Below are 23,794 nucleotides of genomic sequence, written 5' to 3'. Positions count from 1 at the left end.
AAGCCGTTCAACCCGGACCTACTCCGGCCCGTATGGCGGGTGTAGCTCGAACCTCTCAAACAGATATGGGATTCCGTGCACCACTCCCACCAGCAGTACCTCTCGGACGCCAAGAACCCCGGCGGCTACTGCAACCACGGCCCCAACGGCCTGAGCTGCCCGATCGGGGTCGCCAAGACCGGCTGACCTACGGGTCACGCGCACCCGAGGGCGGCTGGAACACCACGCGCTGGTGTTTCAGCCGCCCTTCGCGTGTCGGGCCTTTCTTTAGGCCGCGCGTGACCACCCACTGCTGCGGGGCCACGGCCAATCGGCTCGTCCACGACTGCGGCCTGCATCATTCGGCGATGGAATACCGCGATCGACCTTGGAAATTTACGGCAATTGATATCCACGACAAGTCAGAATCACCAGCCGGTAGGCTTCGATTGATGGACGTACGGCCAGATGTGCGCTCCAATATCGACTGACATCATGAGCCTATGCCTCAAGGCGATACCCGAAAGATCGCTCTGCCCACGCTGACACTGTTCACCATTTGCGCGGCGGCAGTCGCCCTTCTGGGGCCGGCGGGAACAGAATCCGCCAGCAAGATCGCCACTGCCGTGGGGGCTGTGCTGACACTCGTCACCTTCGGCGGAGCGCCGAAAGCGCATTCGCCGAACCGCCCCCGAAAATCCCATCAACCCAGCCGCCCGCCCACGCCATCCCGCCAGCACAGGCCAGCGCGCGCCCCATCGGCCCGGCCTGTCGCGGCCGCCCGCCCGCAGCAGCGTCGCGCCGCCGTGCGAGCTTCTCCACCGAGCCGGACCAGTATTTCCGTGTCGGAACCCCACATCAATCTGGGCCAGGTCGAGCCGGGAAGAAAGCCACCAAAGAAACGGGTCTTCATCTACGGGGACAGCGGAAACTGGAGAGTGAGCACGAAGGCGGCATGGGTTCGCCTGGAGCGTGCGCCGGGCCCGAAACCCTACTTCGACATTTCCGTTACTCCCAGCAGGGGCCGGAATGTGGGCACCATCCTGGTGGAGGACCTGAATTCCCGCAAGAGTTGTGTAGTCACCATCGCCGTGTACCAACGCGCCAAGCGAATCTAGAACCCCGCCATTCGGTGATCCGATCAGCTCGCCGGCACCCGGCCGCGCCGTCAGCCCCGGAGCCGGATCCACGGGGTGCGGATGAACCAGGCCTGACCTGGGCAGATCGTGCCAGAGACAGCTCGACACCGGTCCGTTGCGGTATCGACAGGTCCGGCGGCCTGATCAACAATGGTGGGCGCTACACACCTCTCACCATTCACGGGGACCACGCAGTGCGCAAACACCACCTCCTCGGCCTAGCCATGGCCACCCTCGCCACCGCCACCGGCCTCACCGCCACCGCCACCCCGGCCGCCGCCGCCCCCGAAGTGGTCCACGTCGACAACACCGGATACTTCGCGTGCTCCGACGACAACGACGGCTCCACCCAGTTCCCGGTGTGCACCATCGCCGCCGGGATGGCCAGGGCCGCCGGGAGCAGGGAACTCGTGATCGAGGGTACGTTCGACGAGCGGCTCACGGTGACGCGGTCGGGTACCCCAGGAGCGCCGTTCCGGATCTGGGGGGCCGGCCGGCTGATCGGCCCGCGTGCCGGTGTCACGGTCGACGGTCAGCACGATGTCGAGATCCGCCACCTGCGGACGGAGGCGCACAGCGGCCCGTCCGTCACGGTCAGCAACTCGACCCGGATCGCGTTGAACACCATCTCCGTCGCGTCGCAGGACGGGCCGGGTGTGCAGTTCACGTCCGTCTCCGACTCCACGCTGGGGGACGTCCGGGTGGAGGGGCTCTCGTCGCCGGGCATCAGCCTGGACGCGGCGACCAGCGGCGTGACGGTCACCGCCGCCAGGGTGTTCACCAACTCCCCGGGCAACGATGTCGGCATCCAGGTGCTCGGGTCGGGGAACACGATCACCCGGAGCCAGGTGATCGGGGCCAGGAAGGCGGCCGTGCTCCTGGGGGCCGGTGCGACGGGCAACGTGGTGTCCGCCAGCAGTTTCACCAGCATGCTCCGGGACACGGTGACGATCGACAACGCGGGCGCCACCGGTACCGCGATCACGAACAACAGTCTGAGTGGTACGTGTCTGACCCTCGTCCGGGTCTCCGGGAACTCGTCCGGGGTGTCGGTGCAGAACAACGCGGTCTCCGTCCGGGCGGGGGGCGGCTGCGACCTGTCGAGGTCCGTGGGCATCGGGGTGTACGACGCCGCCGTGTCCGGCACGACGGTCGACTACAACACGGTCACGGCGGCGTCCGGGGCCAGGCCGTACGCGTGGACGACGCCGGTCCTGACCCTCGCGGCGTTCCGTGCGGCCTCGGGCCAGGGCGCGCACGACTCCGACTCGACGAGCCCGTCGGTGAACCTCGACTCGGCCAACTCCGCGGCCCCGGGGTTCCCGGCCCGGGACTACTGGAACCACGGCCAGCAGGACAATCCCGGGGCCCCGAACACGGGTGTCGGGCCGATCAGCTACGGCGACCGGGGCTCGTACGAGGACGTGCGGGGCCCGAATCCCCAGCTCACGCTGTCCACTCCGGATGGTGGCACGACGGTCAGGGCCGACGCCGGCGGGAGTACGCCGGGCTGGGCCGCGATCGCCTCGTACACGTTCCGGTTCGACGACGGCCACGAGTTCACCCAGGCCGGTCCGACGTACTCGCACATGTTCTGGGGCCGCCGGAGCAACCTGTGGGTGAACGTCGTCGTGACCGATGTCAGCGGTACGACCTCGGAGACGTCCGTGACCATCCAGCCGGGTGACGGCTACTCGCCGCTCGGCCCGGTCCGCGTCCTCGACACCCGGGAGCGGATCGGCGTGGGCACCACGACCCCGATCGCCCCGGGCGGCGTCGCCAGTCTCCGGGTCACGGGCGGCAACGGCGTTCCGACCACGGGCGTGACCGCCGTGACCATGAACGTGACGGTCACGGCGCCGACCAGTTCGGGCTTCCTGACCGTGGAGGGGCAGGGCGGCTGGGCGCGGGACGCGACGTCCAACCTGAACTGGGTCGCCGGGCAGACCGTGCCGAACCTGGTCGTGGTCGAGGTCGTCAACGGCGTGGTGGACTTCCGGAACCGCAGCGACGGCACGGTGCACGTGGTGGCGGACCTGGTCGGGTACCACTCGATCGAGACCGCCAGCAGGTTCAGGCCGACGGGTCCGGTCCGGGTGCTGGACACCAGGGAGACGCCCGGCAGGACCCCGGTCGCCCCCGGCGGCACCGTCCTCCTGCCGGTGGCCGGCGTCGGCACCGTGCCGGCGGGCGTCACGGCGGTCACCCTGAACGTGACAGCCACCGAGCCGACGAACCACGGTTTCCTCACGGTGTACCCGGACGGGAGGCCCCGCCCCAACGCGTCCAGCCTGAACTGGACCCCGGGCCTGACGGTCCCCAACCTGGTAGTCGTGCCCGTCGTGAACGGCAAGGTCGCGTTCCACAACACCAGCCCGGGCACGGTGCACGTGGTCGCCGACCTGGTCGGGTACCACACGGCCGGGGTCGGCGCCGCGTTCCACACGGCGTCGGCGACCCGGGTGCTGGACACCCGGGCGGCGGTCGGGAGCAGTGGCACGAAGCCGATCGCACCGAACAGCTTCATCGACCTGAGCGTCGACTGGCTGGTCCCCAGCGCGGGCCCGATCAGCGGCGTGGTCCTCAACGTGACGGTCACCGAGCCGACGGGGTACGGGTTCCTCACCGTGTACCCGGCCACGGCGCCGGTCCGGCCGAACGCGTCCAACCTGAACTGGCGTCCGGGGCAGACCGTGCCGAACCTGGTGATCGTCCCGAGCGGTACCAACACGGTCCGGTTGTTCAACAGCAGCCCGGGCACGGTCCACGTCGTCGCCGACCTGTACGGCTACTACACGGGCTGACCCCCTCGGTGACGCGGTCGTCCATCGAGGACGGCCGCGCCACCGACGAAACTGATCCGGAAGACACCTATCCACGGGGACCAGCAGTGCGCAGACACCAGTTTCTCGGCCTCACCATGGCCGCCCTCGCCACCGCCACGAGCCTGGTCGCCGCCGGCGGCCCGGCCCGCGCGGATTCCGCCAGGCTCCTCCACGTCGACAACACCGGCCTGCACCGCCCCTGCTCCGACACCGGTAGCGGCTCCGTCGACCAGCCGTTCTGCACGCTGGCCGCCGGGGTGGCCGCGGCCGGGCCGGACACGACCGTGACCATCAGGGGCGCGTACGACGAGCCGCTGCGGGTCACGAAGTCGGGCACGCCCGGCAAGCCGGTCCGGTTCGTCGAGGACGGCAGGGAACCGGGCGCGCGGGTGGCGGGCGACCGCGCGGGGGTCACGGTCGACGGCCAGCACGACGTCGAGATCGCAGGGCTGACCGTGATCCCGAACAGCGGCGCGGCGATCGCGGTCGCCAACTCGACCAGGATCACGGTGGCCGGCATCGAGTCCCTGACGAAGAGGGCCCAGGTGGTCCGGCTGACCGCCGTGACGGACTCCGTGGTCAGGGACGTCCAGGCGACCGGCAACTGGGACACCACCGGGGCCGTCAGCCTGGACGCGGCGACGACCGGGGTCACCGTCACCGGCGCGTCGTTCGCCGGCTACTACAACGTCGACGTCGGCGTCCGGGTGTACGGCTCGCGGAACTCCGTCCTCGGCAACACGTTCCGGGGCAGATTCTCGGCGGGGGTCAGGATCGAGGCCGGCGCCGTCGACAACGTGGTGGCCTCGAACACCTTCTTGGCGACGTCGTACCCGTTCCTGGGGGTCGAGAGCCAGGGATCCGGCACCTCGATCACCAACAACACCTTCACGGGTGACTGCTCGCTCGCCTTCCACGTCTGGGGCGCCCCCCGTGGCGTCACGGTGCAGAACAACGTCGTGGACGTCTCCGGGGACGGGTGTGACGGGGGCACCGTCGGGATGGCGGTGACCGGGGCGGCGGTCTCCGGTACCACCGTCGACTACAACACGGTCCGCGCGACGGACGGGGCGCTGCCGTACCTGTGGTCCGAGGACATGATCACCCTCGCGGAGTTCCGGGCGGTCTCCGGCCAGGGCGCCCACGACCTCGACGCCCCCGGCACCACGGTGAACGTCGACTCGGCGAACTCGGCGGCCCCGGGTTACGTGGCCGTCGACCAGCTGGGTCGCGGCAGGCAGGACAACCCCGGGGTCGCGAACTCCGGCGCCGGTCCGGTCACGTACGCCGACCGGGGTGCGACCGAGCAGGTGCGGGCGGCGACGGCCCGGCTCACGCTGTCCGCCTCGGAGGACGGCCGGACGGTCACCGCCGACGCCGGGCAGTCGACGCCGGGCTGGACTCCGATCGTCTCGTACTCCTTCGATTTCGAGGGCGTCACGGTGACGCAGGCCGGCCCGGTCGCCTCGCGCACCCTGGAGGCCCGCGACGACAATCACACCGTCACGGTGACGGTGACCGACGGCGCCGGGCTGCGGTCCCAGTGGTCCGCGACGATCCAGCCCGGTGACGGGTACGTCCCGGTCGGGCCGGTCCGGGTCCTCGACACCCGGACGGGGACCGGTGCCGGGCGGACCGTCCCGCTCGGGCCCGGCGAGACGCTGGCCCTCCGGGTCGCGGACCGCGACGGCGTGCCGGCCACCGGGGTCACGTCGGTCACGATGAACGTCACGGTCACGGAGCCGACCGGCCCCGGGGTGCTCACGGTGCGGCCGTACGGCGTGGGGTCGCAGGGCCCGACCTCGAATCTCAACTGGACGCCGGGCCTGACGGTCGCGAACCTGGTCGTGGTGGGCGTGCGCGACGGCCGGGTGGAGTACGTCAACACCAGCGCGGGCACGGTGCACGTGGTCGCGGACCTGGTCGGCTACCACCTGGCGGCCAGGGCCAGCAGGTTCGTGCCGCAGGACCCGGTCCGGGTGCTCGACACCCGGGAGCGGACCGGCGTCGACTCGACCACGCCGGTGGCCCCCGGCGGCACCCTGACCCTGCCGGTGACCGGTCGCGCGGGGGTGCCGGCCACGGGCGTCACCGCCGTCACCCTGAACGTGACCGCCACCGCGCCGACCGCCGCAGGCTTCCTGACGGTGTACCCGAACGGGCGGCCGCTGCCGAACGCCTCGACCCTGAACTGGACCCCGGGGCTGACGGTGCCGAACCTGGTGGTCGTCCCGGTCGTCAACGGCAAGGTGGACTTCCGCAACACCGGTGCCGGTACGGTGCACCTGGTCGCCGACCTGGTCGGGTACCACACGACGGACGTGGGCGACGCCTTCCACGCGCACGCCCCGCAGCGGTTGCTCGACACCCGGGAGCGGATCGGCACGGCCGGCACCACGCCCGTGCCGCCGAACGGCGAGATCATGTTGGATCTGCGGGGGCTGGCCGGGCGGACGGGGCCGATCACCGCGGTGGTGCTCAACGTGACCGTCACCGGGCCGACGGCGCACGGCTTCCTCACGGTGCACTCCGGCTACCAGGGGCCGCGTCCGAACGCGTCGAACCTCAACTGGGGTCCCGGGCAGACGGTGCCGAACCTGGTCGTCGTACCCGTGGACACCGCCGTCCGGTTCCACAACACCGGCCCGGGCACGGTGCACGTGGTCGCTGACCTCTACGGCTACTACACCCGCTGACCGGTGGCTCCGGGGCGGGTGCGCGCCCGCCCCGGAGCCGCCTACCGGGCTAAATGATTCAGACCCTGTATGTTTAGTTTTATGAAGAATGTCCGAATGGACAGCACGGTCGCGTTCCGGCTCAGCTCCCTGGCGGCCGTCGTCACCGACCAGTTCGCCGCCCGGATCGAGGTCCTCGGCCTCAAGCCCCGGCACGCCGACCTGATGGCGGCCGTGGCCGGCGGCGCGCCCCGCTCCCAACAGGACCTCGCCAGGACCCTCGGCGTCGCCCCGAGTCTGATCGTGGCCCTCGCCGACCACCTGGAAACCCTCAAGGCCCTGCAACGGGTACGCGACCCGCGCGACCGCCGCCGCCAGGTCCTGACCCTGACCCGCAGGGGCCGCACCCTGCTGGCCGCCTGCACGGCGCACGCCCGGGCCGTGGACGCCGACCTGACCGCGCGCCTCGTGCCGCTGGAGCGCGACATGCTGCACCACGTCCTCGGCACCCTCGCACCGGGCCGCGCGGAGCCCCAGCCCCCGGCCCGAACCCGAACCCGAACCCGGACCCCGGCCCAGACCCGGCCCTCGGCCTAGAGCACGCTGACCAGCCGGAACCGCTGGGCCACCATCAGGGTGTCGTCGGTGATCGTGAAGTCCGGGTCGCCGAGCGCGTCGCGCACCTCGGCGCTGTGCCAGAAGATCTCGTGGTCCGCCCGCCACTGGGCGACCGTCTCGAAGCCCTCCCCCTCGTCGACCGCGTGCCGCAGGTCGCAGTCGCCGACCCGGATGATCCGGACCTCGGTCAGCTCGATCACCGCGACGGGCCGGGCGTCGGAGTCGATGACCACGGAGCGCTCGCCCGGCTCGGGCAGCGGGTCGCCCTCGGTCTCGTAGTCGACGACCAGCCCGCTGGTGGTGGTCTTGGCTCCGGACAGGACGGCCGCGACGAGCTGGTCGCGGAGCGGGCCGGGGAAGGCGAACTCGAAGGTCGGCAGGTCCTCGTGGGTCATGCCCCGAACGCTAGACCAGCGGCTGCGGGATAACGATCCGAATTCGCCGGGCACCGGGGGTATCCGCCGGGTGTCGATGTCTGTACACATCGACGAAGGGGGTACCTGTGATCAGGTACGTCATCAAGAGACTGCTCGCCGCGGTGCTCACCTTGTTCGCGATCTCGGTGACCACGTTCGCGTTCTTCTTTCTCGGCCCGGCCAATCCCGCCGCCGGCATGTGCGGGGCGCGGGTGTGCCCGCCGGAGCGGATCGCCGTCATCAACCACTGGTTGGAGCTCGACCAGCCGGTGCTGACCCAGTACTCGCACTACATGTCGGGGCTGTTCGTCGGCCGGACCGTGGGCACGGGTCCCGAGGCGATCCGGTGCGACGCGCCGTGCTTCGGGCTCAACTTCCGCACCAACGAACCCGTGTCGGCCACCCTGGCCCGTGGCCTGCCGATCACCGTGAGCCTGGCGGCGGGGACCGCGGTGGTCTCCGTCCTGCTCGGCGTGGGGCTCGGGGTGGTGTCGGCGTTGCGCCAGGGCGGCTGGATCGACAAGTTCTCGATCGGCTTCACCCTGGTCGGCGCGTCCACGCAGAGCTTCTTCCTGGGCCTGCTCCTGCAGGGCGTGTTCGTGTACCAGCTCGGCTGGCTGCCCCGCGCCGAGTACGTCAGCCCCATGGTCAGCCCGGGCCGCTGGTTCGCCGGGATGTTCCTGCCGTGGCTCACCCTGGGCCTGCTCAACGCGGCCATCTTCGCCCGGCTGGCCCGCAGCGAGATGGTCGAGCTCCTCCCCGAGGACTTCGTCCGCACCGCCCGGGCCAAGGGGGTGAGGTCCAGGACGATCAGCGTGCGGCACGTGTTGCGCGCGGGCCTCAGCCCGATCCTCACCCTGCTGGGCATCCAGTTGGGCGGCACGCTCGGCGGTTTCGTCATCGCGGAGGCCGTGTTCGGGATGAACGGACTGGGCCGGCTCGCGGTGACCGCCGCCGACCAGCAGAACCTGCCGGTCATCATGGCCGTCGTACTCATCGGGGCGGTGTTCGTGGTTCTGGTGAACCTGGCGACCGACCTGGTGTACTCCGTCCTCGATCCCCGGGTGCGCACCGGCTGACCCGGGTGGCACGAAGTGTGGATACGCGATCTTGCCACGGCCTTCTACAGTGTTGATCACACGGACAGACGGAGGAAAGATGAGCACGGAGTTCTACGAGGCGGATGTCGACGGCGACGGCCACGCGGACAACGTCCAGTACGACCAGCACGCGGACGGCACCAGCGACGTCCTCATCGACACCAACCACGACGGCGTCGCCGACTACGAGGCCTCCGACACCGACGGCGACGGCCAGTTCGACTACGTCGCGGCCGACACGGACCACGACGGCACGCACGACGTCGAGGCGTGGGACCAGAACAGCGACGGCACGTTCGACAAGGCCAACGTGGACACGAACTCCGACGGCGTCGCCGACTACTCGGGCAACCCGTGGGGCGCCGCGTAACCAGGAACTGCTGGCTGGGGCCCGGAGACTGACGTCTCCGGGCCCCAGCTCTCTCTACCCTGCTCGCCGTGGGAGTCGCCACGAGGTCGGGGGGAGACGCGCCGCGCTCGGGTGAGCGACTGGGCGAACCGACGGGTCGGGCGTCGCGCGCGGTTCGGGGAGCGATGCTGCGCGATCGGCGTCACAGGGTGGTTCGGGTCAGAAGCGTGGACTCGGCCGGCGGTCCCTGCCGGTGAACGTGTCCCGCCTGTTGGTACCGCTACTGGTGATCACTCCGGTCACAGCTGGCAGGTGCCCCCTCTCCTCAGCCGGCTCCTCGCTCCGCCACTCGGGCAGGGCGCGCATGCCGGCGATGTCGTGCCGGGCCGTCCAGGCCTCGCGCCACGGCTTGCGGGCAGCCGCAGCCGCACGTTCCGCGAGGCGGCGCGGGGCGCAGGACCAGGCTCGGCCGCACCACACGCACAGTCCGCGCTCGTCGGGCCGCGAGTGCCGTCGGAGCATGAACTGAGCGTCGCGCCATAACAGAGGGTCCGTGACGTCCGCCGGAGTTTCCTCGGCCAGATCGACGGTGACCATCTTCTAACTCCCCCCATCGGGTGGTGACCCTCTGGAAGAACCTCCGGACACAACGTTATTTCTCCATGCCTCACTGTCATCGGACAAGCTGTGCGATTTTCAAATTGGTCCCGGCTTGACGTTGCTAACATGCTTAGCTAAGCTCATTAGCTATGACGACGACGAAGTTCCTCGACCTGCCCGACGGACGCCTCTCCTACGATGACCAGGGCGAAGGCCCCCTCGTGGTGTGCGTGCCGGCCATGATCGGGCTGCGCTCGGAGTTCCGGCACACCACCCCGCTGCTGGTCGCCGCCGGTTTCCGGGTGGTCACGGTCGACATCCGGGGCATGGGCGAGGCGAGCGTGACCTGGCCGGCGTACGGCAGCGGCCCCACCGGGCACGACCTGCCGGCGCTCATCCGGCACCTCGGCGCGGGCCCGGCGCTGGTCGTCGGCTGCTCCTCCGGGGCGGGCGCGGCCGTGGTCGCGGCGGCCACCGCTCCCGAGCTGGTCGCGGGGATCGTGCTGCTCAGCCCGTTCGTCCGCGACGCGAAGGGCGGCCTGGCGATGACGCTGGTCAGGGCCGCGGCCCGGATCCCGGGTGTGGCCGGGGCACTGTGGAAGAGCCACTACGTCCAGATGTACCCGGGGGTGAAGCCCGCCGACTTCGACCAGGAGCGCGCCCGGCTCGCCGCGAACCTGGCCCAGCCCGGCCGGGGCGCGGTGGCCAAGGCCTACATTTGCGACATGACGCACGCCGAGGCCGAGAGCCTCCTCCCCCGGGTCACCGCGCCGACCACGGTCGTGATGGGCACCGCCGACCCCGACTTCCCGGACCCGGCCGCCGAGGCCTCCTGGGTGGCCGAGACCCTGGGCGGGCGGCTCGTCATGGTCGAGGGCGCCGGCCACCACCCGCACGCCCAGGCGCCCGCGCAGGTCGTCGCCGCGATCCGGGAGCTCGCCGGTGTCTGAGCCCACGAGCCCCCCGGTGTCCGAGTCCCGGCTCGGGCGCAAGGCCGGCCTGACCACCGCGAGCGTCATCGCCGCCGCCGCCGACCTGGCCGACGAGATCGGGCTGCACAACCTCACCCTCGCCGTCCTCGCCGACCGGCTCGGGGTCCGTTCCCCCTCGCTGTACCGGCACGTCAACGGCCTGCCGGAACTGCAGTTCCAGATCGCACTCCGGGGGGTACTGGACCTGGCCGACGCCCTGGCCGACGCCCCCGACCTGGCCACCATCGCCCACGCCTACCGGAGGTACGCCGTGGCCCACCCCGGCCGGTACGCCGCCAGCCTGCGCGCCGACCCCCGGCTCGACGAGGCCGCCGGGCGCGCCCTGGCCCCGATGTTCGCCCTGCTCGCCACGTACGGGGTGCCCGACTCGGACCGGGTGCACGCCGCCCGGATCGTCCGCAGCATGCTGCACGGGTTCGTGTCGCTGGAGCTGGCCGGGGGCTTCGGCCTGCCCGACAGCCTCGACGAGACGTACGGGCGGCTCGTCGCGGCCGTGGAGGCGGGGCTCAGGCGCTGAACGGGCAGTGCCCTGAACATCATGGCCGGTGGAATACCGGGGCCGGACAGCACAGTGGCGGGCCCGGGAGCCCGCCACCGCTAGTACCCAAATGGGGATTTTAGTCTGTCAGATGGGCCAGGAGGTCCTGGCGGGTGACGACGCCGCGCGGCTTGCCGTCGATCAGGACCAGCGCCGCGTCGGCCTTCGCCAGCAGGCTCACGGCCTCCCCGACCGGCTCGCCGCCGCCGATCATCGGCAGCGGGGCGGACATGTGCTGCTCGATCGAGTCGTGCAGGCTCGCCCGGCCGCTGAACACGGCGTCGAGCAGGTCGCGCTCCACCACGGAACCGACGACCTCCGCCGTGACGACCGGCGGCTCGGCCTTGACGACCGGCATCTGCGAGATGTGGTACTCGCGGAGGATGTCGATCGCGTCGCGCACCGTCTCGGTCGGGTGGGTGTGCACCATCTCCGGCATCGCGCCGCCCTTGCCGGCCAGCACGTCGGCCACCGTCATCGTGGCGTCGCCGGTGCGCAGGAAGCCGTAGTGCGCCATCCACTTGTCGTTGAAGATCTTCGACAGGTAGCCCCGGCCGTTGTCGGGCAGCAGCACCACGACCACGTCGTCGGGGCCGGCGTTGCGGGCGACTTCCAGCGCGGCCACCACGGCCATGCCGCAGGAACCGCCGACGAGCAGGCCCTCCTCGCGGGCGAGCCGGCGGGTGATGTCGAACGAGTCGCTGTCGGACACCGCGATGATCTCGTCGCAGACGTTCTGGTCGTAGGCGGTCGGCCAGAAGTCCTCACCGACACCCTCCACCAGGTACGGCCGACCGGTGCCGCCCGAGTAGACCGAGCCCTCCGGGTCCGCGCCGATCACCCTGACGTTCGGGTTCTGCTCCTTCAGGTAGCGCCCGGTGCCCGAGATCGTGCCGCCGGTGCCGACGCCCGCCACGAAGTGCGTGATCCGCCCCTCGGTCTGGGCCCACAGCTCCGGACCGGTCGTCTCGTAGTGCGAGCGCGGGTTGTTCTCGTTCGAGTACTGGTCAGGCTTCCACGCGCCCGGGATCTCGGTGGCGAGGCGGTTGGACACGTTGTAGTACGAGCGCGGGTCCTCCGGGGCCACGGCGGTCGGACACACCACGACCTCCGCCCCGTACGCGCGCAGCACGTTGATCTTGTCCTCGGAGACCTTGTCCGGGCAGACGAACACGCACTTGTACCCCTTGGTCTGCGCGACCAGGGCCAGACCCACACCGGTGTTGCCCGAGGTCGGCTCCACGATCGTGCCACCCGGCTTCAGCAGCCCGTCCCGCTCGGCAGCCTCGATCATGCGGCTGGCGATGCGGTCCTTGACGCTGCCGCCCGGGTTGAAGTACTCCACCTTGGCGAGCACCGTCGCCTGGATCCCGGCGGTCACGCTGTTCAACTTGACCAGCGGAGTGTTGCCTATCAGATCAACAACATTGTTGTAGTACTGCACGTCACGTGCCTTCCTGACTTGGGCGGTAGTCGTTACCCCGAGCGTACCGGTGGCCCCAGGTCAGGGTCCGCGATGCCGGTTACCCGGCGCCGCCCGATATCGGCCCGGAAATGTCGCCTGGGCGCGATAACCTCACCCCATGAACCGGTTCGCGAAGGCGGCCGCATACGGCGGCGGTGGGCTCGGCCTGGCGAGCGCCCTCCTCACGGGCGTGCTGTTCGGGCAGGTCCAGTGGGCCAAACGTGTCATCCCCCTCCCCGACGCCCCGCCGCCGGACGGCAGCGGCCACTACCCCGGCGACGGCCCCACCCTCCGGATGGTCATGCTCGGCGACTCCTCCGCCGCGGGCCTCGGCGCCGACCACCCGGCCCAGACCCCGGGCGCGATGATCGCCGCCGCCCTCGGCCAGCCCGTCGACTACCGCTGCCTGGCCGTCGTCGGCGCCGACAGCCGGCACCTCGCGCCCCAGGTCGAGGCCGCGCTCACCGAGCCGGTCGACCTCGCGGTCATGATCATCGGGGGGAACGACGTCACCCACGGCGTCCGGCCCGGCACCGCCGTCTCGCTGCTCACCGCCGCCGTGAAGGCCCTCCGCGAGCACGGCGCGCAGGTCGTCGTCGGCACCTGCCCCGACCTGGGCACCATCCAGCCGATCCAGCCCCCGCTGCGCTGGGTCGCCCGCACCCTCAGCCGCCAGCTCGCCGCCGCGCAGACCACGGCCATCGAGGGGGTCGGCGGGCACGCGGTGCAGCTCGGGGCCCTGTTGGGGCCGGAGTTCCTGGCCGCGCCGGAGCAGATGTTCAGCGCTGACAGATACCACCCCTCAGCAGCGGGGTACGCGGCGGCGGCCAACGCCCTGCTGCCGGCCGTGCGGGTGACGTTGACCCGGGAAGCGGCATGACCGGGACGCGTCACGGCCCCGGCCAGGCGACCCAACTCCGACCCCGGCCCAGCTCGGCGGGCGACGTCGGCCCGGGAAGCCATGTGACCGGGTCGCATGGCGAGCCCGGCCACACGGCTCAACTCCGACCCCGACTCAGCTCGGCGGGCGACGTTGCCCCGGGAAGCGGCGTGCTGCGGCCCGTGGGAGTCCGCTCTCCCGGTCAGGGGGCGGACGTCCATGGCCGACGCGGCGGGCAGGGCTCCGGGGAGGCTGTGCGTCGAGGTGGACAGGTCGCCGGCCGGGCGGCGCGACACGGCTCGCCCGCACGCCCGCCCCGCTCCGCCATCCCGTTCAGGTCGAACGCAGCACTGCCCGGCCCCCGGGTTCCGAACAGGTCGACCGCAGCACTGCCCGGCCCCAGGGTTGCGAACAGGTCGACGATGGCGATGCCCCGCTCCGGTGCCCCGACCAGCCTGGACCGGATCGGCCGCGCGGCCCCACCAGGACCACTCCCCCGATGACCACCCCCTTACCCCAGGAGCCGTCGTGACCGCCAGGACCAAGCTCGGATCGCTCGGCAGGGGCGTCGGCCTCGCGGCGGCCGGCCTCGTCGGCCTTGTCGCGGTGGAGGCGGCCATCGCCCGCAGCCGGAGGTACGCGCGCCCCCAGCTCAGCCTCGCCCTCCGCAACAGCGTCGGCCGCTCCGGCACCCCCCTGCGCCTCGTGCTGCTCGGCGACTCCACAGCGGCCGGTGTCGGCGTCGAACGGTTCGGCGACACCGTCGGCGGCCAGCTCGCCCAGCTCCTCGCCGACGACGGCCGCCGCGTCGAACTGTCCAGCGTCGCCGTCGCCGGAGCCCGCTCCACCGAACTCGCCACCCAGGTCGCCCGCGCCCTCCTCGGCCCGCAGCCCGACATCGCCGTCATCCTGGTCGGCTCGCACGACGCCGTCCGGCCAGGCAGGATCGACAGCGCGGCCGCCCAGCTCGGCGGGGCGGTCCGCCGGCTCCGGCGCGCCGACGTGCCCGTGGTCGTCGGCACGTGTCCGGACCTCGGCGCGGCCCGGGCCATCGCCCAGCCGCTGCGGGCCCTGGTCAGCCAGCGGGGGCGGCGGTTGGCCCGCGCCCAGGACGAGGCCGTGCGGGAGGCCGGCGGGGTGACCGTGGACCTGGCGGCGGAGACCGGGGTGCTGTTCCGGACGGACCCGGGGACCCTGTGCTGGGACGGGTACCACCCCTCGGCGGACGGCTACCGCCTGTGGGCGCACGTGCTGGCCCCGGCCGTGGACGCCGCCCTCAGCGAGCGCTCACCCCGGACCTGAGGCCGACACAGAATCAGCGCGTCGGCACGTCAGCGCGGGAGCGCTGATCGCGGACCTCGGCCGGCCCAGGATCCACTCATCGGCGTGCGAGTGCTTCATGCGTGGGGGCGCGATCACCCAGGTGTGCAGGGCCGACACTGACGATCCCGCGCTGGCCCGGTCAGCCGCGCCCGTCCCGTTATGGAGCGCAGCATCCCACCTACCCGGCCCTACCACCCCGGCACTCCGCGTCAAGGCGCACATCAGCCCGCCTGCCCAGCCCCACGGCCCCGGCCCTCCGCGTCAAGGTGCGCTACCGCGCCGAGGTGGGACCTCGCCCGCGACCAGCACCTTTCGAACTCGTCGGCCTCGACCGGCTCCCAGTCCAGCAGGTCCGCCGGAGACAACACGACCTCGGCCAGCACCCCGAACCGCCGCTGGTAGCTGTCGATCCCGCCGTCCTCAAGCTCAATGAACCACTCCCGCATCGAGGCGGCGACCCGCGGGGTCAGGTCCGGCCCGAACAGCTCGACGTGCCGGGTCACCCAGCCCTCGTCGTCCAGCTCGAAGTGGAACCACACGTCCTCGTCGGCCCGGTGCCGGCGTACCCGTCGAAGCATTTTCTGATCTCAGCACCTGCCGGCCCCATGGCGAAGGGCGGCCGGTGGGAGACTTCCCCGCCGGCCGCCCTGGGAAAAACCTAGGAGAGCCGCTCCAGGACGAGCGCCATGCCCTGGCCGCCGCCCACGCACATCGTCTCCACCCCGATGGACTTGTCGTGCCAGTTCAGCGAGTTGAGCAGGGTGCCGGTGATCCGCGCCCCGGTCATGCCGAACGGGTGCCCGACCGCGATGGCCCCGCCCTGCACGTTGAGCTTCTCGATCGGGATGCCCAGATCGCGGTACGACGGGATGACCTGGGCCGCGAACGCCTCGTTGATCTCGAACAGGTCGACGTCGGACACCGTCATGCCGGCCCGCGCGAGCGCCTGCCGGGTGGCCTCGACCGGCCCGAGGCCCATGATCTCCGGGGACAGGCCGGTGACGCCGGTGGACACGATCCGGGCGAGCGGGGTGAGCCCCAGCTCCCGGGCGCGGACGTCGCTCATGACGACCACGGCCGCCGCGCCGTCGTTCAGCGGGCAGCAGTTGCCGGCGGTGATCCGGCCGTCGGGGCGGAAGACGGGCTTGAGCCCCTCGACGGCCTCCAGGGTGACGCCGGCGCGGGGGCCGTCGTCAGTGCTGACCACGGTGCCGTCGGCGAGGGTGACCGGGGTGATCTCGCGGGCCCAGAAGCCGTTCTTGATGGCTTCCTCGGCGAGGTTCTGGCTGCGGACGCCGAACTCGTCCATATCGCGCCGGGTGACGCCCTTGAGCTGGGCGAGGTTCTCGGCGGTCTGGCCCATCGACAGGTAGATGTCGGGGAGTTCGCCGTCGGCGCGCGGGTCGTGCCAGGTCTGGCCACCGGCGGCGGCGAGGTCGGAGCGCTCCTTGGCGCGGGCGAACCTCGGGTTCTGCCAGCCGCCGCCGACGGCCGCGGAGGCCGCGTCGGGGAGCCAGTCGGAGTTGCCGCGCGCGTAGCGGGACACGGCCTCGACGCCGGCCGAGATGAACACGTCGCCCTCGCCGGCCCTGATCGCGTGCAGCGCCATCCGGGTGGTCTGCAGCGAGGAGGCGCAGTACCGGGTGAGGGTGGCGGCGGGCAGGTTGTCGTACCCGAGGAGGATCGAGACGACGCGTCCCATGTTGAAGCCGGCCTCGCCGCCGGGTAGGCCGCAGCCGAGGTACAGGTCGTCGATGGTGTTCGGGTCGAGCTCCGGCACCTTGTCGAGGGCGGCCCGGATCGCGGTGGCGGCGAGCTCGTCGGGGCGGACGTCCTTCAGCGAGCCCTTGTGGGCGCGGCCGATCGGCGTACGGGCGGTGGCGACGATGACAGCTTCAGGCATGGCGACAGGTTACCCCTTAGTAACAAAGGGCGGGCCGTGACTCAGGTCACGGCCCGCCATCACTCTGTGCTGACTATCTCCGCAGGTAGCTGATCATGCGGAGGACCTCCATGTACAGGAAGATCAGGCCGACGAGGAGGCCGAAGCCCATCGCCCACGCGTACTTCTCCGGCATGCCGTGCTGGATGCCCTGCTCGATCATGTCGAAGTCGAGGACGAAGCTGAGCGCCCCGACCACGATCACGGCGATGCTGAACACGATCGGCAGCCAGCTCACCTTGCCGGTCATGCCGGCCCGGATGCCGATCCCGCTCTCCGTGAAGAAGCCGGCGACGAAGTTGACCAGCATGAGCGCGACGAGCCCGAACAGGGCGCCGACCACGACCTTGGTGAACCGCGGGCTGTTCCGGATGACCTTGAACTTGTAGAGCATGGCCATACCGAAGAAGATGCCGAACGTCGCGATCACCGCCTGGAGCACGATGCCGTTGTAGAACGACTCGAACGCCCGGCTGAACACGCCCAGGAAGATGCCCTGGAGCACCGCGTAGACGCTGATCACGATCGGGTTGGTGACCTGCTTGAACGAGATCACCAGGCCGACGACGAGACCGATCAGCGCGGCGCCCGCGGCCACCGGCCAGCCGATCGACGGCGGCAGGAGCAGCCAGCTGGCCGCGCCGGACACGCCCGTGATGGCGAGGAGGATCACCGTGCGGACGACGACGTCGTCCATGGTCATCGTGCGGACCTCGGGAGCGCCGTAGCCCGGCGCGCCGTACGGAGCCGGGTAGCCCGGCTGGGTGTAACTGTTGCGATCGTTGACCGCGCCAGCGACGACGCGGCCCAACGCACCGTTGGAACTCTTCAACTCTGGCCTCATAACCTCTAAGGGTAGCCGGATGTACCCAAGGGTAGCTGGGCTTGGCCAGGGAGTGTGCCCGGAGCGGGGGTCGAACCCGCACGCCTTGCGGCAGCCGATTTTAAGTCGGCCGTGTCTGCCATTCCACCACCCGGGCGCGAGAGCGCCCGTCAGGTCGCTCCGTTAGGGGCCACGGTAGCCCGAACTGACCCCTCCTTGGTACCCGCTTACTCCGTTAACGTGCTCTACGTGACACGCAGATGGCCGCTGGATGTGGCGGCAGGGATGGGATATTTGGCGATTGCCGCATTTCTGACCGCAGGGTTGTGGTCAGATCCCAGTACCCGGGCGTTGGCGGTGAACCCCGCCGACCAGACCCTGATCGAATGGTTCCTCGCCCAGGGCTCGCGGATCTGGCTCGGCGACCTGTCCCTGGTCACCGACCGGATGAACAGCCCTGACGGGATCAACCTGCTGACCAACGCGACGAACCTGCTGGCGGGGGCGCTGCTGGCCCCGGTGACGTTCGCGTTCGGGGCGCCGGTGTCGTTCGCGGTGCTGGTGGCGGGGAATCTGGCGGGCACCGCGTTCGGCTGGTATCTGCTGTTCGCCCGGGGCTTCGGGCTGCACCGCGCGGCGGCGGCCGCGGCCGGGGGGCTGTGCGGGTTCGCCCCGGCGATGATGTCGCAGTCCAACAGCCATACCCATATCACAATGCAATGGCTCTTACCCCCCATTGTGTACTGTCTGCTGCGGCTCACCCGGGCCCAGACCCCCGTGCGTACCGGGATCGCGCTCGGTTTGATGATCGTGGCCCAGTTCTTCGGCGGCCAGGAGGTGCTGTTCTTCGCGGCGCTGACCCTGGCCCTCTTCACGGCCGCCTACGCGCTGTTCGACCGGGCCCTGGCCAGGCGGGCGTGGCGGCCCCTGCTGATCGGGCTGGGCGTGGCGGCGGGCCTGTCGGTGGCACTGCTGGCCTACCCGCTGTGGGTCGAGTTCAGCGGCCCGCAGTCCGTGCCGAACGGCCCGTTCTCGCCGGACTTCTTCTCCGCCGACCTGTCCAGCTACGCCAGGTTCTCGCCGCTGTCCTGGGCCGGTCGCGGCGGGGACGGCGGCAGCTTCGCCCCGAACCCGACGGAGATGAACACCTTCCTCGGCGTGCCCCTGCTGATCATGCTGGCCGCCTCGGTCGCGTTCCTGTGGCGGCATCCCGTGGTGCGCTCCGCCGTCGTCGTCGGGCTGGTGATGGCCTGGCTGTCCCTCGGCCCGACCGTCATCGTGGCCGGCGAGGCGACGGGCTTCCCCGCGCTGTACAAGCTGCTGCACGGCCTGCCGGTGATCGACGGGGCGCTGCCGAGCCGGTTCGCGCTGAACCTGTTGCCCCTCATCGCGGCGGTGCTGGCGCTGACCATCGACGCGGCGCTGAGGGCGGAGGGCGTCGCCCGGTACGTGATGCCGGCCGCCGCCGCGATCGCCCTGGTGCCGATCGCGCCGCTCCCCCTGGAGACGGTGCGCCGGCCGGCGGTGCCCGTGTTCTTCACCGCCGGGCACTGGCGGACGTGCGTGCCGACCGGCGGGGTGCTCGTCCCGGTGCCGCTGCCGACGCCGACCGACCCGGAGTCGCTGCGCTGGGCGGCGGCGGCCGACGCGGCGTTCGGGGTGCCGGAGGGCTTCTTCATCGGCCCGTACGGCGGGAACGGCAACGCCAGCATCGGGGTGTACTCGCAACCGACCGCCGGCCTGCTCGCCGAGGTGCGCAAGTCCGGCACGGTGCCGGAGATCACCGAGGAGGGGCGCCGGCAGGCCCGGGCCGACGCTGGGCATTGGAATGCATCATGTATTACTCTCGGGCCAACAGTGCATCGCGACGAGCTGAAGGCGACACTGGACCTGCTGTACGGCCCCGGTGAGCGCGTCGCCGATGTCTGGGTGTGGAGGGTACAACCGTGAGTGATTTCGTCACCGGTAGTCACGACTGGCCGGTAACCGAGGCCCTGACCGAGTTCATGAAAATCGGCTGGGCGGACAGCGAGCGGTCCCCGGAGGCCGACGAGCAGGCGCCCTGGGCCGAGGCCCGGCGCAAGCGGCTCGCGGCGGCCTTCCCCGGCGAGCGGGTGATCGTGCCTGCCGGCCGGATGATCGCCCGCTCCAACGACCAGGACCACCGGTTCCGCCCGCACTCGGCCTACGTGTGGCTGACCGGCGACCAGACCTCCGACGGCGTCTACGTGCTCGAACCGTCCGGCGAGGGCACCCTCTACCTGCGCCCGCGCTCCAACCGCTCCGACGGCGAGTTCTTCACCGACCGCCGCTACGGCGAGCTGTGGGCCGGCCGCCGCCCCACCCTGCGCGAGTCCGCCACCACCCTCGGCGTCGAGACCCGGCACATCGACGAGCTGGTCCTCACCGGCCCGGCCCGGGTCCTGCGCGGCGTCGACCACACCATCGACCACCTGGTGCCCGCGATCGGCGACGGCACCCGCGACCTCGAACTCGCGGCCGTCCTCGCCGAACTCCGCCTGGTCAAGGACGAGTGGGAGATCGCCGAGCTCCGCCGCGCCTGCGAGTCCACCGCCCGGGGCTTCGAGGACGTGGTCCGCGCCCTGGAGTTCGCCAAGTCCGGCGGCGGCGAACGCTACCTGGAGGGCACCTTCTGGCGGCGGGCCCGCACCGAGGGCAACGACGTCGGCTACCAGTCGATCGTGGCCGCCGGCTCGCACGCCACCACCCTGCACTGGATCGAGAACAACGGCCCGATCCTCGACGGCGACCTGCTGCTCCTCGACGCCGGGGTGGAACTGCGCTCCCTCTACACCGCCGACGTGACCCGGGTCTTCCCGATCTCCGGCCGCTTCACCCCCCTCCAGCGCGACGTCTACGAACTGTCCCGCCGCGCCAACGACGCCGCCCTCGGCGAACTCCGCCCCGGCGCCGACTACCGCGACTTCCACCGGGCCGCCATGAAGGTGATGGCGCACGGCCTGGAGGACCTGGGCGTGCTCCCGGTGTCCGCCGAGCAGGCCCTGGACCCCGAGTCCACGATCTACCGCCGCTGGACGCTGTGCGGCTCCGGGCACATGCTCGGCCTCGACGTGCACGACTGCGCGCGCTCCCGGGCCTCGAAGTACCTGGACGGGAAGCTGGAGGTGGGCCACGTGCTCACCGTCGAGCCGGGCATCTACTTCCAGCCCGACGACCTGCTGATCCCGGCCGAGCTGCGGGGCATGGGCTTCCGGATCGAGGAAGACCTGGCAATCACCCCCGACGGGTACGAGATGCTGAGCGACCAGCTGCCGCGCTCGGCGTCCGATGTGGAGTCCTGGATGGCGAACCTGGTCCGCTGAACCGGTGCCGGCCGCTCACGCGCGTGGGCGGCCGGCATCAGGCTCGACGGCGTGCGCCGGTCTAAGCCTCGATCGTGCCCCTGCGCAGGGCCGAGGTGAACGCGCGCCAGTCGGCCGGGGCGAACGCGAGCACCGGGCCGGCGGCATCCTTGCTGTCGCGGACACCGGTCAGGCCGGGCACCTGCGCTACCTCGACGCACTGACCACTTTGGTTGCTGCGACTAGGTTTCCGCCACACTCCACCCGTCAGATCGCCTTTCGTCACGTCTCAAACTCCTCCGCTAGTCGAGCGATGAGGTTCCGCGAGTCACGCTCGTTGAGCGCGCGATCGCTGATGTCGTCGAACGCTTCGGCGAAGCTAGCGATCTCCATCGGGAGATCAAGATACAGCTCTCCCGTGTAGCCGGGGACATAGACCGTCGATGGTTCATCGTGCAAGCTCATCCTCTGCGGGAAGCCAAGGATCGTGAATGGCCCCGAGTTGATTCCCTGATAGAGGCCGAATCCGAAAGGGACCACCCTGATCGTCACGTTCGGCAGGTATGCGATCTCGTTGAGGTGCCGCAGTTGGGCCGCCATGACCTTGACGCCCCCAACCGGCCGCCGGAGAACCGCCTCGTCAAGGCGCACCTCAACCTTCGGAGCACGAGGCTCAGCCCGCGACATGATCTTCTGCCGCGCCATGCGCAGCTCGACCCGTCGGTCAACCTCCTGCTTTGTCCGGCCGGACACCGTCGAGAGAATCTGTTCGGCGTAGCCGGGAGTCTGGAGAAGTCCCGGAACCAGGACTGACTCATACCAACACAGGCTCGACGCCGCCGCCTCCAGGTCCAGGTAGACGTCGAAGCCATTCGGCATCACGTCGGTATACGCGTTCCACCAGCCCTTACTCTTGGTTTCGGCTGCCAGCGAGACCAGACCCTCGCGGGTCGCGTCGTCCACCTTGTAGAGGCGGCAGAGGGCCTCGATGTGCGACCTGCCGTACTTCACGCTGGAATCGCCGGTCTCCATGCGCCACAGGGACTGGCGGGACAGGTCGATCGCGGTGGCGACCTCGTCCGCGCGCAGGCCCCGCTCGGTGCGCAGGGCGCGCAGGCGGCGGCCGAGCTGGCGGCGGGGCACGGTGCTTCCCGAGCCCTCCGGCGTCGTACTCATCATGTGCTGCGGCTCCTCACCGGGCCGGCGTCCGTGTTCCAGAATAGACGCCGACGTAACCCGACGGCCTTCCTGTCTGGTTGCGGAACGAAACAGTGGGTTCTTCCGAATCAGCCGAGAATTCTACGGCCCACATCGGCGCAAACCAGCACCCGGGAGTCATAGGGTTCGATCGCCAGAGCTGCGCGAACGAGCGAGGTAGGGCCACCGTCGCGCGACTCAGGGACACCGAAAGCGCCCGGCCCGGGACACGGAAGGGCCCCGGTCGTCGCGCGACGACCGGGGCCCACCAGTACCCGGAAAAAGGGGTCTAGAACGAGTCCTCGCGCCACTCGTGCTTCGGCGCCTGGAGCTGGCCGAGCGCGATGACCTCGCGCTTGAGGAACAGCGCCAGGGTCCAGTCCGCGACCACCCGGACCTTGCGGTTCAGGCTCGGGATCCGGCTCATGTGGTAGGTGCGGTGCACCCACCAGGCCGCCACCCCGCGGATCTTGAATCCGAACAGGTACGCGACACCCTTGTGCAGCCCGAGGCTCGCGACGGACCCGGCGTACTTGTGCCGGTACTCCTTCGGCTCGCGCCCCCGGACGACCGCCGTGATGTTGTCGGCCAGCTGGGTGGCCTGCCGGACCGCGTGCTGGGCGTTCGGCGCGCAGGTCGCGCCCGGCTCGGTCTCGGCCATCGACAGGTCGGGCACCCGGGCGCAGTCGCCGGCGCTCCACACCCCGTCGAGGGGCGTGTCCCCGTCGACGACCCGCAGGTACGCGTCGCAGGTGACCCGCTTGCGCTCGTCGCGGGGCAGGTCGGTGGAGTCGAGCATCGGGTGCGGCTTGACGCCGGCCGTCCACACGATCGTGTCGGACTCGAAGGTCTCGCCGTCGGAGAGCACGACCTTGCCGTCGACGCAGGACTCCAGCCTGGTGGACAGGCGCACGTCCATGCCGCGCTCGACGAGCTGCACGGCGGTGTACGCGCCGAGTTCCAGGCCGACCTCGGGGAGGATCTTCTCGGACGCCTCGACGAGTACCCATCGGAGGTCCTTGCGCTCCAGCTCGGGGTAGTAGCGCAGGCCGTCGTCGACCATGTCGGCCATCTCGGCGAGGGCCTCGATGCCGGCGAAGCCGCCGCCGACGAAGACGAAGGTGAGCGCGCGCCGCCGGGTGGCGAGGTCCGCGGTGCTGGCCGCGATGTCGAGCTGGGCGAGGACCTGGTTGCGCAGGTAGATCGCCTCACCGATCGTCTTGAAGCCGATCGCGTTCTCTTTCAGGCCCGGGATCGGCAGGGTCCGGGACACCGACCCGGGGGCCACGATGATGTGGTCGAACCCGGTCTCCCACTCCGGCCCGACGAGGGGCTGGATGGTGAGGGTCTTGGTCTTGTGGGACACGGAGGTCACCAGGCCGGTGATCACCGTGCACTTGTTCCGGAGGATGCGGCGCAGCGGCACGACGGCGTGCCGGGGCGAGATGTTGCCGGCTGCCGCCTCGGGCAGGAACGGCTGGTAGGTCATGTGCGGCTGGGGATCGATGACAATGATCTCCGCCTCGCGGGACTTGAGTTTGCGCGACAGCCTCAGAGCTGCATAAAGGCCGACGTGGCCGGCCCCGACTACGACAATCCGCTTCGCCATG

Annotated in this window: 21 protein-coding genes, 1 tRNA gene and 1 pseudogene; 13 read left to right on the top strand and 10 right to left on the bottom strand. The window is 70.8% G+C overall.

Annotated elements, in window-relative coordinates; translation table 11 throughout:
• Positions 1 to 81: 81 nt before the first annotated feature.
• From AB0M43_RS17595 to AB0M43_RS17575, 5 genes and pseudogenes are all read left to right on the top strand, one after another.
• Positions 82 to 186: pseudogene (locus AB0M43_RS17595) on the top strand (peptide-methionine (S)-S-oxide reductase); the annotation flags it as partial.
• Positions 187 to 482: 296 nt separating this feature from the next.
• The gene (locus tag AB0M43_RS17590) at positions 483 to 1,097 is read left to right on the top strand and encodes a hypothetical protein (RefSeq protein WP_363725739.1); all 615 of its coding nucleotides are present in this window, start codon (positions 483 to 485) and stop codon (positions 1,095 to 1,097) included.
• A 215-nt stretch (positions 1,098 to 1,312) separates the two neighbouring features.
• On the top strand, positions 1,313 to 3,922 hold the full coding sequence (locus AB0M43_RS17585) for a right-handed parallel beta-helix repeat-containing protein (protein WP_363725737.1): 2,610 nt from the start codon (positions 1,313 to 1,315) through the stop codon (positions 3,920 to 3,922).
• A gap of 86 nt (positions 3,923 to 4,008) precedes the next feature.
• Positions 4,009 to 6,639, top strand: coding sequence for a right-handed parallel beta-helix repeat-containing protein (locus tag AB0M43_RS17580; protein WP_363725736.1), 2,631 nt, complete (start codon positions 4,009 to 4,011; stop codon positions 6,637 to 6,639).
• Positions 6,640 to 6,720: 81 nt separating this feature from the next.
• On the top strand, positions 6,721 to 7,215 hold the full coding sequence (locus tag AB0M43_RS17575; RefSeq protein ID WP_363725734.1) for a MarR family winged helix-turn-helix transcriptional regulator: 495 nt from the start codon (positions 6,721 to 6,723) through the stop codon (positions 7,213 to 7,215).
• Here the strand turns inward: AB0M43_RS17575 and AB0M43_RS17570 are convergent.
• Complete coding sequence (locus tag AB0M43_RS17570; protein ID WP_363725732.1) at positions 7,212 to 7,631, bottom strand: ASCH domain-containing protein; 420 nt, start codon at positions 7,629 to 7,631, stop codon at positions 7,212 to 7,214. The genes AB0M43_RS17575 and AB0M43_RS17570 overlap by 4 nt on opposite strands.
• 107 nt (positions 7,632 to 7,738) lie before the next feature.
• Between AB0M43_RS17570 and AB0M43_RS17565 the strand changes: the two genes are divergently transcribed.
• Together AB0M43_RS17565 and AB0M43_RS17560 are read left to right on the top strand one after the other, a co-directional pair.
• Positions 7,739 to 8,731 (top strand): ABC transporter permease, encoded by a 993-nt coding sequence (locus AB0M43_RS17565; protein ID WP_363725730.1) that lies wholly within the window; start codon positions 7,739 to 7,741, stop codon positions 8,729 to 8,731.
• Between the two features lie 79 nt (positions 8,732 to 8,810).
• On the top strand, positions 8,811 to 9,122 hold the full coding sequence (locus AB0M43_RS17560) for a hypothetical protein (RefSeq protein ID WP_363725728.1): 312 nt from the start codon (positions 8,811 to 8,813) through the stop codon (positions 9,120 to 9,122).
• 198 nt (positions 9,123 to 9,320) lie between these two features.
• On the opposite strand, the gene AB0M43_RS17555 is transcribed toward AB0M43_RS17560, so the two are convergent.
• A complete protein-coding gene (locus tag AB0M43_RS17555; protein ID WP_363725726.1) occupies positions 9,321 to 9,623 on the bottom strand; it encodes a hypothetical protein in 303 nt (100 codons plus the stop codon).
• 227 nt (positions 9,624 to 9,850) lie between these two features.
• Between AB0M43_RS17555 and AB0M43_RS17550 the strand changes: the two genes are divergently transcribed.
• Together AB0M43_RS17550 and AB0M43_RS17545 are read left to right on the top strand one after the other, a co-directional pair.
• Positions 9,851 to 10,651: an alpha/beta hydrolase gene (locus AB0M43_RS17550; protein WP_363725724.1), complete on the top strand. Its 801-nt coding sequence runs from the start codon at positions 9,851 to 9,853 to the stop codon at positions 10,649 to 10,651.
• Positions 10,644 to 11,210 (top strand): WHG domain-containing protein, encoded by a 567-nt coding sequence (locus AB0M43_RS17545; protein ID WP_363725723.1) that lies wholly within the window; start codon positions 10,644 to 10,646, stop codon positions 11,208 to 11,210. Before AB0M43_RS17550 ends, AB0M43_RS17545 begins: the two co-directional genes overlap by 8 nt.
• 100 nt (positions 11,211 to 11,310) lie before the next feature.
• Here AB0M43_RS17545 and AB0M43_RS17540 read toward each other — a convergent pair whose 3' ends face one another.
• A complete protein-coding gene (locus tag AB0M43_RS17540) occupies positions 11,311 to 12,675 on the bottom strand; it encodes a cystathionine beta-synthase (protein ID WP_363725721.1) in 1,365 nt (454 codons plus the stop codon).
• A gap of 139 nt (positions 12,676 to 12,814) precedes the next feature.
• Between AB0M43_RS17540 and AB0M43_RS17535 the strand changes: the two genes are divergently transcribed.
• Together AB0M43_RS17535 and AB0M43_RS17530 are read left to right on the top strand one after the other, a co-directional pair.
• Positions 12,815 to 13,576, top strand: a complete 762-nt coding sequence (locus AB0M43_RS17535) for an SGNH/GDSL hydrolase family protein (RefSeq protein ID WP_363725719.1) — start codon at positions 12,815 to 12,817, stop codon at positions 13,574 to 13,576.
• A 528-nt stretch (positions 13,577 to 14,104) separates the two neighbouring features.
• Positions 14,105 to 14,878, top strand: a complete 774-nt coding sequence (locus AB0M43_RS17530) for an SGNH/GDSL hydrolase family protein (RefSeq protein WP_363725717.1) — start codon at positions 14,105 to 14,107, stop codon at positions 14,876 to 14,878.
• 242 nt (positions 14,879 to 15,120) lie between these two features.
• Here AB0M43_RS17530 and AB0M43_RS17525 read toward each other — a convergent pair whose 3' ends face one another.
• The 4 genes from AB0M43_RS17525 to AB0M43_RS17510 all read right to left on the bottom strand — a co-directional run bounded on the left by AB0M43_RS17525 (position 15,121) and on the right by AB0M43_RS17510 (position 17,821).
• Positions 15,121 to 15,477, bottom strand: coding sequence for a hypothetical protein (locus AB0M43_RS17525; RefSeq protein WP_363725716.1), 357 nt, complete (start codon positions 15,475 to 15,477; stop codon positions 15,121 to 15,123).
• Positions 15,478 to 15,557: 80 nt separating this feature from the next.
• Positions 15,558 to 16,802: an acetyl-CoA C-acetyltransferase gene (locus AB0M43_RS17520; protein ID WP_363725714.1), complete on the bottom strand. Its 1,245-nt coding sequence runs from the start codon at positions 16,800 to 16,802 to the stop codon at positions 15,558 to 15,560.
• Between the two features lie 73 nt (positions 16,803 to 16,875).
• Complete coding sequence (locus tag AB0M43_RS17515) at positions 16,876 to 17,685, bottom strand: Bax inhibitor-1/YccA family protein (protein WP_363725712.1); 810 nt, start codon at positions 17,683 to 17,685, stop codon at positions 16,876 to 16,878.
• A gap of 55 nt (positions 17,686 to 17,740) precedes the next feature.
• A tRNA-Leu gene (locus tag AB0M43_RS17510) sits at positions 17,741 to 17,821 on the bottom strand.
• A gap of 92 nt (positions 17,822 to 17,913) precedes the next feature.
• On the opposite strand from AB0M43_RS17510, the gene AB0M43_RS17505 reads away from it, so the two are divergent.
• Positions 17,914 to 19,614 carry a hypothetical protein gene (locus tag AB0M43_RS17505; RefSeq protein WP_363725710.1) on the top strand — a complete coding sequence of 567 codons (1,701 nt, stop codon included), beginning with the start codon at positions 17,914 to 17,916 and terminating at the stop codon, positions 19,612 to 19,614.
• Positions 19,611 to 21,008 (top strand): aminopeptidase P family protein, encoded by a 1,398-nt coding sequence (locus AB0M43_RS17500; RefSeq protein WP_363725708.1) that lies wholly within the window; start codon positions 19,611 to 19,613, stop codon positions 21,006 to 21,008. The genes AB0M43_RS17505 and AB0M43_RS17500 overlap by 4 nt, the downstream gene beginning before the upstream one ends.
• Positions 21,009 to 21,069: 61 nt before the next feature.
• Here AB0M43_RS17500 and AB0M43_RS17495 read toward each other — a convergent pair whose 3' ends face one another.
• The 3 genes from AB0M43_RS17495 to AB0M43_RS17485 form a co-directional block, all read right to left on the bottom strand.
• Complete coding sequence (locus AB0M43_RS17495; protein WP_363725792.1) at positions 21,070 to 21,258, bottom strand: DUF397 domain-containing protein; 189 nt, start codon at positions 21,256 to 21,258, stop codon at positions 21,070 to 21,072.
• Between the two features lie 11 nt (positions 21,259 to 21,269).
• Positions 21,270 to 22,166 (bottom strand): helix-turn-helix transcriptional regulator, encoded by an 897-nt coding sequence (locus AB0M43_RS17490; RefSeq protein ID WP_363725706.1) that lies wholly within the window; start codon positions 22,164 to 22,166, stop codon positions 21,270 to 21,272.
• 307 nt (positions 22,167 to 22,473) lie between these two features.
• Positions 22,474 to 23,793, bottom strand: coding sequence for an NAD(P)/FAD-dependent oxidoreductase (locus AB0M43_RS17485; RefSeq protein ID WP_363725704.1), 1,320 nt, complete (start codon positions 23,791 to 23,793; stop codon positions 22,474 to 22,476).
• Position 23,794 lies beyond the last annotated feature (1 nt).

It is taken from the genome of Longispora sp. NPDC051575 (assembly GCF_040681875.1).
Taxonomy (GTDB): Bacteria; Actinomycetota; Actinomycetes; order Mycobacteriales; family Micromonosporaceae; genus Longispora.
The sequence above is the reverse complement of the archived record's forward strand: the minus strand, read 5'-3'. Positions and strand labels throughout refer to the sequence as shown.